At 49.3% G+C, this 12,845-nt stretch carries 8 protein-coding genes and 3 tRNA genes; 2 read left to right on the top strand and 9 right to left on the bottom strand.

The window, feature by feature from the left end:
* Positions 1 to 134: 134 nt before the first annotated feature.
* From asnS to carB, 8 genes are all read right to left on the bottom strand, one after another.
* The gene (gene asnS / locus DWZ67_RS03375) at positions 135 to 1,538 is read right to left on the bottom strand and encodes an asparagine--tRNA ligase (protein WP_005829597.1); all 1,404 of its coding nucleotides are present in this window, start codon (positions 1,536 to 1,538) and stop codon (positions 135 to 137) included.
* Between the two features lie 27 nt (positions 1,539 to 1,565).
* Positions 1,566 to 3,053 carry a pseudouridine synthase gene (locus DWZ67_RS03380; RefSeq protein WP_120138119.1) on the bottom strand — a complete coding sequence of 496 codons (1,488 nt, stop codon included), beginning with the start codon at positions 3,051 to 3,053 and terminating at the stop codon, positions 1,566 to 1,568.
* A gap of 136 nt (positions 3,054 to 3,189) precedes the next feature.
* Positions 3,190 to 4,536: an adenylosuccinate lyase gene (gene purB / locus DWZ67_RS03385; protein ID WP_005829591.1), complete on the bottom strand. Its 1,347-nt coding sequence runs from the start codon at positions 4,534 to 4,536 to the stop codon at positions 3,190 to 3,192.
* 157 nt (positions 4,537 to 4,693) lie between these two features.
* Positions 4,694 to 4,768: transfer RNA gene (locus tag DWZ67_RS03390), tRNA-Val, on the bottom strand.
* Between the two features lie 31 nt (positions 4,769 to 4,799).
* A tRNA-Val gene (locus DWZ67_RS03395) sits at positions 4,800 to 4,874 on the bottom strand.
* Positions 4,875 to 4,905: 31 nt separating this feature from the next.
* Positions 4,906 to 4,980 (bottom strand) — tRNA-Val (locus DWZ67_RS03400).
* 130 nt (positions 4,981 to 5,110) lie between these two features.
* Positions 5,111 to 5,671 (bottom strand): sugar O-acetyltransferase, encoded by a 561-nt coding sequence (locus tag DWZ67_RS03405; protein ID WP_044467352.1) that lies wholly within the window; start codon positions 5,669 to 5,671, stop codon positions 5,111 to 5,113.
* Between the two features lie 128 nt (positions 5,672 to 5,799).
* Entirely contained in the window at positions 5,800 to 9,027 is a 3,228-nt protein-coding gene (gene carB, locus DWZ67_RS03410; protein ID WP_005833447.1) for a carbamoyl-phosphate synthase (glutamine-hydrolyzing) large subunit, read from the bottom strand.
* A gap of 641 nt (positions 9,028 to 9,668) precedes the next feature.
* On the opposite strand from carB, the gene DWZ67_RS03425 reads away from it, so the two are divergent.
* Both DWZ67_RS03425 and trpS read left to right on the top strand, forming a co-directional pair.
* Positions 9,669 to 10,313 (top strand): HU family DNA-binding protein, encoded by a 645-nt coding sequence (locus tag DWZ67_RS03425; RefSeq protein WP_120138120.1) that lies wholly within the window; start codon positions 9,669 to 9,671, stop codon positions 10,311 to 10,313.
* Positions 10,314 to 10,387: 74 nt separating this feature from the next.
* Positions 10,388 to 11,482 carry a tryptophan--tRNA ligase gene (gene trpS / locus DWZ67_RS03430; RefSeq protein WP_016274446.1) on the top strand — a complete coding sequence of 365 codons (1,095 nt, stop codon included), beginning with the start codon at positions 10,388 to 10,390 and terminating at the stop codon, positions 11,480 to 11,482.
* 106 nt (positions 11,483 to 11,588) lie between these two features.
* Here trpS and DWZ67_RS03435 read toward each other — a convergent pair whose 3' ends face one another.
* Positions 11,589 to 12,782 carry an OmpA family protein gene (locus DWZ67_RS03435; RefSeq protein ID WP_035458168.1) on the bottom strand — a complete coding sequence of 398 codons (1,194 nt, stop codon included), beginning with the start codon at positions 12,780 to 12,782 and terminating at the stop codon, positions 11,589 to 11,591.
* Between the last annotated feature and the right edge of the window lie 63 nt (positions 12,783 to 12,845).

The following is a 12,845-nucleotide window of genomic DNA, read 5'->3' on the forward strand; positions in this document are numbered from 1 at the left end:
TAACGTTATGTCGTTCCGCTAGACACAAATATAAAGATTTATTTTGAGATTATAACATTTTTGGGTATAAAAAAACCGCACAAACAACAGAATGTTTGTGCGGATGATTTTATCCAGTTTGTATATTCCGAAACCTAGAACTCGGCGTTGCGCGGCGTACGCGGGAACGGTATGACATCACGAATATTCGTCATGCCCGTAACGAACAGCAGCAAGCGCTCAAAGCCTAAACCGAACCCGGAGTGGGGACATGTACCGAACTTACGGGTATCGAGATACCACCACATATCCTTCATCGGGATGTGAAGTTCGTCAATGCGCGTCATCAGCTTGTTGTAATCCGATTCACGTTCGGAACCGCCAATGATTTCTCCAATCTTCGGGAAGAGTACATCCATGGCACGCACGGTCTTGCCGTCTTCGTTCTGCTTCATATAGAACGCTTTGATTTCCTTCGGATAGTCAGTCAGGATAACCGGACGCTTGAAGTGGTCTTCCACCAGATAGCGCTCGTGTTCGGAAGCCAAGTCAACTCCCCAGTACACCGGGAATTCAAACTTATGCCCTTTGGCAACAGCCTCTTCCAATATCTTGATACCTTCCGTATAAGGCAGGCGCACGAAGCTTTCTTTCAAGACACCTTGCAGACGTTCAATCAAGCCCTTATCAAACATGTCATTGAGGAACTTCACATCGTCGGCACAGTTGTCCAAAGCCCACTGTACACAATATTTGATGAAATCTTCCGCCAAGTCCATATTGTCCGTAATATCATTGAACGCCACTTCCGGCTCAATCATCCAGAACTCTGCCAAGTGGCGGGGAGTATTGGAATTCTCGGCACGGAACGTAGGACCGAATGTATAGATGGCTCCCAATGCAGTAGCGGCAAGTTCGCCTTCCAACTGTCCGGAAACAGTCAGGCTGGCCTGCTTTCCGAAGAAGTCATCATCGTAAATAATGGAACCGTTCTCATCTTTCTTCAAGTCGTAAAGGTTCTTCGTAGTCACCTGGAACATCTGGCCTGCGCCTTCGCAGTCGGAAGCCGTGATAATCGGAGTATGAAAATAGAAGAATCCTCTGTCATGGAAGAACTTGTGGATGGCAATCGCCATATTATGACGAATACGGAACACAGCCCCGAACGTATTGGTACGGGGACGCAGATGGGCTATCTCACGGAGGAACTCCATGGAATGACCTTTCTTCTGCAACGGATACGTGTTATCGCAAGTTCCCAGCACTTCGATTTCGCGGGCCTGCACTTCGGCCTTCTGACCGGAACCGACAGATTCCGTCAGCACACCGTTTACGCTCAAACAAGCACCGGTAGTAATCTCTTTCAGCATCTCCTCATCGAAGTTACCCAAGTCTACTACAATCTGCACATTATTTATTGTAGAACCGTCATTCAGCGCGATAAAGTTTACTTGCTTACTACCTCTGCGGGTACGAACCCAGCCCTTCACGTTGACCATAGCGCCAAAATCTTCACGCTTCAACAGGTCAACAATCTTTGTTCTACTAATCTTTTCCATAAAACAGTTATTATACCTTATTATATATTACTCAAAAGAACCCATGCGCAGGAAGTTCACCTCTTGTTCCGTGAGGTAACGCCATTCGCCGCGGCGCAGGCCTTTCTTGGTTAAACCGGCAAAATACACACGGTCCAGTTTCATCACCTTGTATCCCAGCGATTCGAAGATACGACGCACGATACGATTCTTGCCGGAGTGGATTTCAATACCGACATCATCTTTCTTGAAGTCATCCGTATAGCTGATGGCATCTGCATGGATTTCCCCGTCATCCAGTTGAATACCGGCTGCAATCTGCTCCATATCGGCTTTTGTCAGGTTCTTGTCCAAATGCACATGATATATCTTCTTCTTCAGATACTTGGGATGCGTCAGCTTGGAAGCCAGGTCACCATCGTTTGTCAGCAGCAATACACCTGTAGTATTGCGGTCCAGACGACCTACCGGATAAATACGTTCGTCGCATGCGCCCTTCACCAAATCCATCACCGTGCGACGTGCTTGGGGGTCATCCGAAGTAGTCACAGTATCCTTCGGCTTGTTCAGCAGTACGTAAATCTTACGTTCTATGCTGACCGTCTGGTCGTGGAACTTCACTTCATCACCGCGCTTAATCTTGGTTCCCAATTCCGTTACCACCTCTCCGTTTACAGAAACGACTCCGGCAGTGATGAATTCATCAGCCTCGCGACGGGAGCAAACACCGGCGTTGGCCAAGAATTTGTTCAGACGGATAGGCTCGTTCGGGTCTACAAACTGTTCCTTATACTCTATCTGTTTCTTCTTGCTGTACTTAGCATTGGGGTCATAATCGGCCGAACGACGGATAGGACGGCTATAGCTGTCTCTGTTGCCGTATCCGCCAGGTCTTCCACTACCCGAATTGAAGCGTGGACGATAAGGACGGTCACCACCCTCATTATTGTAGCGAGGACGCTGCGGACGGTCGCCATCTTCGCTGTTGTAGCGCGGACGATAGGGACGGTCCGTATTATAAGAACGGTCGCTGTTGTAGGAGCGGTCGCCGTTATAAGGACGTTGCGGACGGTCACCACCCTCATTGCCATAACGCGGGCGCTGCGGACGGTCACTATTATAAGGGCGTTGCGGACGGTCACCACCTTCGCTGTTGTAGCGCGGACGGTAAGGACGGTCGCCATTATCGTTATTGTAACGAGGACGTTGCGGACGGTCACCGCCTTCGCTGTTATAGCGCGGACGATAGGGACGGTCGCCATTATCGTTATTGTAACGAGGACGCTGCGGACGGTCGCCATTGTCCGCACCAGGATTAAAGCGCGGGCGATAAGGGCGGTCACTGTTATAAGGACGCTGCGGGCGGTCCCCGTTTTCACTGTTAAATCTGAGGCGATAAGGACGGTCGCCATTATCACGGTTGTAAGACGGACGGCTGTAGCCACCTTCCTTGTTAAATTGGTTACCATCGCGGCCGGCACCTGAGTTCTCCTCTGCGGAAGAAGCATCACGCCAAGTTTCGTTTTCTGTACTCATTGTTTTTTATTCGAATAAAATTAAACCTTGGCCTCACGGCCATTCATTGTCTCTATTATACCTTGAATTTTATATGTTTCTATAACAATTGCCGGAGTAAAAAGTTGAAATTCCTCCGGTACACTTCTGTGGTTGCTTAAATTCCCGTATAAGTATGGGGGGTAATCACCCGCAATTCTTTCTTTATCTCTTCACTTACATTCAGTCCCTCTATAAATTCCTTGATAGACGCTTCCGTAATGGCCTGATTGGTACGGGTCAACGCTTTCAACGCTTCATAAGGATGCGGATAGGCCTCGCGGCGCAGAATGGTCTGGATAGCCTCGGCCACCACGCTCCAGCAATTGTCCAGGTCACGGTAGATGGCCGGTTCGTTCAACAGCAACTTACGCAAACCCTTCAAAGAACTTTGTATGGCAATAATGATATGCCCGAACGGCATACCCACATTGCGGAGCACGGTAGAGTCCGTCAAGTCACGCTGCAAACGGGAAACCGGCAGTTTTACCGCCAAGTGCTCAAGAATAGCATTCGCCATGCCCAGGTTTCCTTCCGCATTTTCAAAGTCAATCGGGTTCACCTTGTGCGGCATCGCGCTGGAGCCCACCTCACCGGCTTTAATCTTCTGCTTGAAATATTCCATAGAGATATATTGCCAGAAGTCACGGTTCATATCAATCATCACCGTATTGATGCGCTTCATGGCATCAAAGATGGCAGACAGATTATCGTAATTGGATATCTGGGTAGTATACTCCTCGCGTTCCAAGCCAAGCTTTTCGGAAACGAACTTATTGCCGAATGCCTTCCAGTCATATTCCGGATAAGCCACATGATGGGCATTGTAATTACCCGTAGCGCCACCGAACTTTGCTGTCACCGGACAAGCCTTCAGCGTTGCCAACTGGCGTTCCAGACGGTAGACAAACACCATTACCTCCTTGCCCAAACGGGTAGGCGAAGCCGGTTGTCCGTGTGTCTTGGCAAGCATGGGGATAGCGGCCCACTCTTCCGCATAAGCACGGAGCTGCGCTATCAGTTCCTCTATTTGAGGATAGTACACCTGCTCCAACGCCTCCTTTACAGACAAAGGAACAGACGTATTGTTGATATCTTGTGAAGTCAGGCCAAAATGGATGAACTCCTTATAGTCGTCCATACCACCCAACTTGTCAAACTCTTCTTTTAAGAAATACTCCACAGCCTTCACATCATGGTTCGTCACGCTCTCAATATCCTTGATGCGTTGCGCGTCGGCTTCGGAGAAGTTACGGTAAATGTTTCTCAAGGTTTCGAAAACGCCCTTATCCACCCCTTTCAGTTGCGGCAAAGGCAGCTCACACAGCGTGATAAAGTATTCTATTTCAACTTGTACACGGTATTTAATCAGTGCAAATTCTGAAAAATAGGCAGCCAAAACATCCGTTTTGCCTCTGTATCGACCGTCAATCGGAGAGATTGCGGTAAGTAAATCAAGTTTCATACGTCGTATTTATGATGATAATTATCGGACTGCAAAATTACTGCTTTTTTCTGAGTAACAAGACATAAAGGATAAAGATTTTAAGAAAAGGAAGTTAACGGATAAAAAAATGGCCTTACAATCACTTGCAAGACCACCTTCGAATGAAAATTTCCAGTGGGCGTTGACGGATTCGAACCGCCGACCCTCTGCTTGTAAGGCAGATGCTCTGAACCAGCTGAGCTAAACGCCCTTTTGATGAACGAAAGTGCTTGGATTTTGTGTGGGCGTTGACGGATTCGAACCGCCGACCCTCTGCTTGTAAGGCAGATGCTCTGAACCAGCTGAGCTAAACGCCCTTTTGATGAACGAAAGTGCTTGGATTTTGTGTGGGCGTTGACGGATTCGAACCGCCGACCCTCTGCTTGTAAGGCAGATGCTCTGAACCAGCTGAGCTAAACGCCCGTACACTTCCGTTTCAAAAGCGATGCAAAGGTACAGCTTATTTTGACATTACCAAAACTTTTGCATAATATTTTTCGATATTTTTTTAGTCATTTAGCGACACGCTCTGTTTCTCAAGCATTTAGTACGTTCACTTTTTTGCCTCATTTTTCCGGATGACCTTTGCCGGATTACCAACGGCTATGCTATCGGATGGAATATCTTTCGTCACCACACTACCCGCACCGATGATACAACGGTCGCCGATGGTGACGCCTGGACACAGAATGGCACCGCCGCCAATCCAGCAATCCTCTCCTATCGTCACCGGATAGGCATATTCCTTTTCCGTACGACGCTCGATATAATCCATCGGATGATGGGGAGTGTATATCTGTACGCATGGACCGACCAACGTATGGGCACCAATCGTGATATATCCCCCGTCCAGGAAAGTGCAATTGGCATTGACAAAGACATGCTCACCCAGCCGGATCCCATCCCCGTGGTCGCAATGGAAGGGCGGGCAGATGATGGAAGTAGCGGGAATACCTGGCACCAGTTCCTCCAGCAAACTCCGGTAATCCTCATCGTAAGTACTCATCACACGCATTTTTGCCAGCAAGCGCTTGGCATGCTCGAACTTCACCTGTATCTCCGGAACGGACATATCCGCCAACTGGGAGCTACGCATTTTTTCCACTTCATTCATATTATTTCTTCTTTTGATTCATACAGAGACTCAGCCCCGAACAAAAATACGGAAATAAACGCAGTATACCAAAAGAGCGGAAAACCTTTCGGCTTTCCGCTCCTGCAATCGTTTATAGAGCAAACAATTTATTTGTACTCCTGCCAGCTCTTAATCTGGATATCTTCCAGCTTCATTTCGCAGAATGCCTCGATAAAGGCACTTGCCAGGCGGGCATTGGTAATCAACGGAATGTTGTGGTCGATGGCACCGCGACGAATCTTGTAGCCATTGGTCAGCTCGCGTTTCGTATGGTTCTTCGGAATGTTGACAATCAGGTCGAAGGCATGGTCGGCAATCATCGTCATCACGTTGTTTTCCGCATCCGGGCGTTCATCCGGCCAGTAAACGGCTTCCGTCGTCACGCCATGGGCGTTGAGGAAAGCGGCTGTACCTGCCGTAGCATAAATCTTATAGCCTTTGGCAAAGAGCATGCGGCTGGCATCCAGCAAATCCACCTTGGACTTCATGGCTCCGGAGGAGAACATCACGCCCTTCTCGGGACGGGGGATTCTGAATCCGGTAGCAATCATGGCATTCAGCAATGCTTCGGAGAAGTCGTCGCCAATACAGCCTACCTCGCCCGTAGACGACATGTCCACACCCAATACCGGGTCTGCCTTGTGCAGACGGGAGAAGGAGAACTGGCTTGCCTTCACACCGATACGGTCGATGTCGAATGCCGACTTGTCCGGTTGTGTATAGGGAGCGTCCAGCATGATACGGGTAGCAGTCTCGATGAAGTTACGCTTCAGCACCTTGGATACGAACGGGAAGCTGCGCGATGCACGGAGGTTACACTCGATAACCTTCACCTCGTTGTTGCGTGCCAGGAACTGGATATTGAAAGGACCGGAAATATTGAGTTCCTTCGCAATCTGGCGGCTGATTTTCTTGATGCGGCGTGCCGTTGCAAAGTAAATCTTCTGTGCCGGGAATACCAGCGTAGCGTCACCGGAGTGTACACCGGCAAACTCTACGTGCTCGGAGATGGCGTATTCCACCACTTCACCGTTTTGGGCAACAGCGTCGAACTCGATTTCCTTGGTGTTCTGCAAGAACTGGGATACCACCACCGGATATTCCTTAGATACCTCAGCAGCCATCTTCAAGAAGTTTTCCAGTTCTTCTTCATCGTAGCATACATTCATCGCAGCACCGGAGAGTACGTAAGACGGACGCACCAGTACCGGATAGCCCACCTTCTCTACAAAGCCTTTCACATCTTCCAGGCTGGTGAGTTCCTGCCAAGCCGGTTGGTCGATGCCCAGCTGGTCGAGCATGGCAGAGAACTTGTTACGGTTTTCGGCACGGTCGATGGAGATGGGGGAAGTACCCAACACGGGAACTGACTGGCGGTGAAGCTTCATTGCCAGGTTGTTCGGTATCTGTCCACCCACGGACACGATGACACCGCGCGGCTGCTCCAGGTCGATAACGTCGAGCACACGCTCGAAGGAGAGCTCGTCGAAGTAGAGACGGTCGCACATGTCGTAGTCCGTAGAAACGGTTTCGGGGTTATAGTTAATCATGATGGACTTGTAGCCCAGCTTGCGGGCAGTCTGGATGGCATTCACCGAGCACCAGTCGAACTCTACAGACGAACCGATGCGGTAAGCGCCCGAACCAAGCACAACCACTGATTTTTCATTCTTATAATAGTTCACATCATAACCTTGAACGGCATACGTCATGTAGAGGTAGTTCGTCAGTTCCGGATGTTCGGAAGCCACCGTATTGATGCGCTTCACGGCGGGCAGGATGCCCAGCTCCTTACGACGGGCGCGTACGGCAAGGTTTTCCTTCTCCATATTGCCTTGCGGATTCAGCACGAAGCGGGCAATCTGGAAGTCGGAGAAGCCAAGCACTTTGGCTTCGCGCAGCACGTCGGCGGGGATGTCTTCCACCTTATTATATTGGGAAAGTTTCTGCTTGTAGTCTACGATGTTCTTCAGCTTGCCCAAGAACCAGGGGTCAATCTTGGTCAGCTCAAAGATGCGGTCGATGGCATATCCCTTTTCCAGAGCCTCGGCAATGGCAAAGACGCGCAGGTCGGTGGGATGTGACAGTTCGTAATCCAAGTCATCGAACTCCACTCCCTCATTGCCCACGAATCCGTGCATTCCCTGACCAATCATACGCAAGCCCTTCTGGATAATTTCTTCAAAGGAACGTCCGATAGACATGATTTCGCCTACCGACTTCATGCTGGAGCCAATTTCGCGGCTGACACCTACGAACTTTGTCAAGTCCCAACGCGGAATCTTGCAAATCAGGTAGTCAAGCTGCGGAGCTGCATATGCCGAGTTGGGAGTTCCCATCTCGCCGATTTGGTCGAGCGTATAGCCCAACGCAATCTTGGCAGCCACAAATGCCAGCGGATAACCGGTAGCCTTGGAAGCCAATGCGGAAGAACGGGACAGACGGGCGTTCACCTCGATGACACGATAGTCGTTTGTCTCGGCGTTGAACGCATACTGGATGTTACATTCGCCCACGATGCCCAGGTGGCGGATACATTTGGTGGAGAGCTCCTGCAACATTTTCACCTGCTCGTCGGTCAATGAGCAAGTGGGAGCCACTACGATAGACTCACCCGTATGAATACCCAGCGGGTCGAAGTTTTCCATGCTTGCCACCGTGAAGCAGTGGTCGTTGGCATCGCGGATTACCTCGAATTCAATTTCCTTCCAACCCTTCAGAGACTCTTCTACCAGAATCTGCTTGGAGAAAGTGAAAGAGCTTTCGGCCAATTTAATGAAGGCTTCCTCGTCCGGACAAATACCGCTTCCCAGTCCGCCCAGAGCATAAGCCGAGCGCACCATCACGGGGTAGCCAATCTCGCGGGCTGCCTTCAGTGCGTCCTCCATGCTCTCCACAGCGTGGCTCTTCGGAGTCTTCATCGGAATCTCGTCCAGCTTCTTCACAAAGAGGTCACGGTCTTCGGTGTACATAATCGCCTCAACGGAAGTACCCAGCACGCGCACGCCATATTTCTGAAGAATTCCGTTCTGATAGAGTTCCGTACCGCAGTTCAGCGCCGTCTGTCCGCCGAATGCCAGCAAAATGCCGTCGGGACGTTCTTTCTTGATGATTTCTTCCACGAAATAGGGAGTTACCGGCAAGAAATAAACTTGATCAGCGATACCTTCCGATGTCTGGATAGTAGCAATGTTCGGATTTACCAAAACAGAACCGATACCTTCTTCGCGCAACGCTTTCAGCGCCTGCGAACCAGAATAGTCAAACTCTCCGGCCTGACCAATCTTGAGCGCACCAGAGCCCAAGACAAGCACTTTCTTTAAATTCTTTTCCATATTCTCTTGTTGTCTATTAAGTTACGAGTTACAAGCTACGAACTACGAGTTGTAGCTATTTCACAAAAAAAATGCGTCACCCAATAAAGGATTAACGCATTACCAAAGAACTAAAAATATCTTTCTCGAAAAAAGAGAAACTGACGGCTCCCGAATGAAATTCATTCGAACGGAGGTTATATTTGCTTCTCATTTCCTGCGATTGCATAGTCTCTTTAAAATTTGTGCAAAGTAACGACTTATTTACGAAAAGAGCAAATTGTGGCATATTTTTTTGCATAAAAGAAACGTCATCCTCCATAATAGAAGAGCGGCCGTCGCCCGCAACCGAAATCTTTTTCCGAAAAATGCGATTCCATATAAAAAAGAAAGACTATATCTCAGTAAAGGCATTTGCGGATAAATATGAAGATTCTCCCCACCAAAACTTGCTTTTCTCGCCACGGAAACTTACCTTTGTACCTATACAAAAATAGAACAAGGATTCTGTTTCTATAAACAAAGCCTTTATTCTTAAAAATAAAATTTCTATTCCTTGGAATAAAGGCTTTATTCTAAGATTTCTCCGCCACCAAAAGAACTTTGCTCCGCAGGGAAAAGGACTTTGCAACGAAGGAAAGAAAAGAAAGGAGAACGCAACAATGACCACACGCTACCAAATGAAAGAAATGCCCGACTTGCAAGGCACGGGCGAACCAATCACCTACCCCAAGATGGTGATGACCGGACAGACCGGCACGCGCGAACTGGCGGAATACATCGCCATGACCTCGGGATTCTCGAAAGGCGTAACCGAAGGAATTATCTGCGAACTGGGCGAAGCCCTGGCCCACGAAATGGGAATGGGACGCTCGGTGAAGATAGAAGGATTGGGCGTATTCACCCCCGCACTGTCCATCTACCCCGACAAGGAACGCGAACAGCCCCAAGAAAGCACCACGAAGCGAAACGCGCGGAGCATCTACGTAAGTGGCGTGAACTTCCGCACGGACAAGGCCTTGATTAGAGAAACCAACCATTGGTGCGAACTGGAACGTGCCTCCTGGAAACCCGCACGCTCATCGAAGAAATACACTCCCGAACAACGTCTGGCTCTGGCGCATCAGTATCTGGACAAGCATGCCTTCCTTACTGTCAGCATCTACCGGCAACTGACCGGACTCGTCCGCTCCACCGCCACCGTGGAACTGCGCAAATGGGCACATACTCCCGGCAGCGGAATCGATACAAGCGGCATCGGAAGCCATAAGGTATACGTGAAAAGGAAAGAAAGCGCCATCCCTTGAGGTTTCGATAATTATAGGTATCTTTGCCGGTCCTAATGGCTTTTATACAATGAAGAAACTAAAAAATACATAATATGGCAAAAGAAAAAATCATCCTTACGGGCGACCGCCCCACAGGACGCCTGCACATAGGACACTATGTAGGCTCATTGAGAAGAAGAGTGGAACTGCAAAACTCCGGCTTATACGACAAGATTTTCATCTTCATCGCCGACGCACAAGCGCTGACGGACAATATGGAGAACCCGGAAAAGGTGCGCCAGAACGTCATCGAGGTGGCATTGGACTACCTGGCTTGCGGACTGGACCCGACGAAGAGCACCATCTTCATCCAATCCCAGATACCGGAACTCTGCGAACTGACCTTCTACTATATGGACCTGGTGACCGTGAGCCGCCTGCAACGCAACCCGACGGTAAAGACCGAAATCCAGATGCGTAATTTCGAGACAAGCATCCCCGTAGGCTTCTTCACCTACCCCATCAGCCAGGCAGCGGACATCACCGCTTTCCGCGCCACCACCGTGCCCGTGGGCGAAGACCAGGAACCGATGATTGAACAAGCTCGTGAAATCGTACGCCGTTTCAACTATATATATGGTGAAACCCTTGTGGAACCGGAAATCCTGTTGCCCGACAATGCAGCCTGCCTGCGCCTGCCGGGAACGGACGGCAAAGCCAAGATGAGCAAGAGCCTCGGCAACTGTATCTATCTTTCGGACTCTGCCGACGAAGTGCAGAAGAAAGTGAAGAGCATGTATACCGACCCCGACCACCTGCGTGTGCAAGACCCCGGAAAATTGGAAGGCAACACCGTATTCACTTACCTGGATGCTTTCTGCCGTCCGGAACACTTCGGCCTTTATCTGCCCGAATATCCGAATCTGGACGAACTGAAAGCCCACTACCAACGTGGCGGTCTGGGCGATATGAAAGTGAAGAAGTTCCTCAACGAAATTATGCAGGAGACACTGGAGCCTATCCGCAACCGCCGCAAGGAGTTTGAAAAAGACATCCCTGCCATCTACGACATGCTGAAGAAAGGTTGCGAAACTGCCAGAGAAACTGCCGCCGCAACTTTGGATGATGTACGCAAGGCAATGAAAATAAACTACTTTGATGATGCGGAACTGATTGCAGAGCAAATAAAGAAATTCGGAGGGGAATAAGGGAAGAACACATAAGTTAATAAGAAAAGGGGCATGCGTCACGGTAACGCATGCCCCTCTTTTTTTGTAGCTAGTACCTTGTAGCTTATTTCTTTTATCCCGTCTCCTAGTTGGCTGATTTCACCAACACTACACGGTTCAGAATCGGTTGTCCGAACTTGTCGACACCACCACCGGCATCTACCTTCAGGCGGTCAGCAGGGATTCCGTATTGTTTTACCAATACATCAACCACGGCTTGTGCACGCTTCAAACTCAACTCTTTGTTGAATGCCGGCGTACCGGTTGCAGAGTCTGCATATCCGTTTACAGTGTAAGTGGCGTTCGGGAATTGCTTCATCTGATCTGCCAGATAAGACAAGTTCATTGCTTCACGCGGAGAAACTTCTGCAGAGCCAATCTTGAAGAATACAGTACGCGGTGCAATGTCCGGATCGGGAACAATCACTTCCGTTTCTGTAACTTCGGCCACCGGCTGGTTCTGTGCGGCAACCAGTGCATTCTGCAACTGTTGGTTGGCAGCTCCCATCTCTGCAAGCTGCGCCTGCATGGCAGCCAGCTCTACCTGAGAAATCAACTGGGGCATCGGGCGACGGAATCCACGGGCGGGGAAACGGTATGTCAACCCCACCGTTGCACTCAGCACGCCATCATATCCATGATCGCCTCCAACTTCGCCATCGAACTTGTCTTCAACGCCCATTGCGCTCAGCTCCAGGTTAATATCTATCGCATTCGAAATACGGAAGCGGTTGATGATACCTGCGTTTACGGACAAAGCTTCGCGATGAGGCTTTGTGTAGTTGTGAGTGAACCCCGCACCTACATAAGGAATGATTTCATACACACGGTGCTGGTTGTATCCTCCAAACAGCGCATTCAGATTGAACATCACATCTCCGTGCAGATTCATATAGTCGAAACGCTGTTTGTAGTAGCCGTCATCCATCTGAGTGCCTTTCACGTAGTCAGCACCTGCATCATACGTATATCCTCTTGCCTGAAGGCCGCTATATTGCAGACGTACTCCCAGTCCCGGGGTGAACCATTTGCCGATGGCAAAATTCAGCGTCGGACTGATACGCTTGCCAAAACTTCCTGCCTTATCATTATCTCCAAAAGTTGCTTCGGCACCACCGCCTATAGAGAAAAACCAGTTACTCCAGAACGGGTTAGTGATTACCTGATATTTATCCTGAACCTGGATAACACCAAATTCTTCCACAACTTCAGTCTTTTGCTGCGCCATGGCAACAGAAGACACACCAGCTAAAGCCAGTAACATTAGAATCTTTTTCATATACCTCAAAATAGTTAAGTGGTTAATTAAACTCTTTATCATTCAAACTGTCTAATTAACGCC

Source organism: Bacteroides sp. AF34-31BH, assembly GCF_003602795.1.
GTDB lineage: Bacteria > Bacteroidota > Bacteroidia > Bacteroidales > Bacteroidaceae > Bacteroides > Bacteroides uniformis.

Excerpts from the sequence above, each read along its gene's own strand:
- DWZ67_RS03425 (WP_120138120.1), top strand. The coding sequence starts at position 9,669 with ATGACCACACGCTACCAAATGAAAGAAATGCCCGACTTGCAAGGCACG.
- DWZ67_RS03435 (WP_035458168.1), bottom strand. The coding sequence starts at position 12,782 with ATGAAAAAGATTCTAATGTTACTGGCTTTAGCTGGTGTGTCTTCTGTT.
- asnS (WP_005829597.1), bottom strand. The coding sequence starts at position 1,538 with ATGGAAAAGATTAGTAGAACAAAGATTGTTGACCTGTTGAAGCGTGAA.
- trpS (WP_016274446.1), top strand. The coding sequence starts at position 10,388 with ATGGCAAAAGAAAAAATCATCCTTACGGGCGACCGCCCCACAGGACGC.
- carB (WP_005833447.1), bottom strand. The coding sequence starts at position 9,027 with ATGGAAAAGAATTTAAAGAAAGTGCTTGTCTTGGGCTCTGGTGCGCTC.
- DWZ67_RS03405 (WP_044467352.1), bottom strand. The coding sequence starts at position 5,671 with ATGAATGAAGTGGAAAAAATGCGTAGCTCCCAGTTGGCGGATATGTCC.
- purB (WP_005829591.1), bottom strand. The coding sequence starts at position 4,536 with ATGAAACTTGATTTACTTACCGCAATCTCTCCGATTGACGGTCGATAC.
- DWZ67_RS03380 (WP_120138119.1), bottom strand. The coding sequence starts at position 3,053 with ATGAGTACAGAAAACGAAACTTGGCGTGATGCTTCTTCCGCAGAGGAG.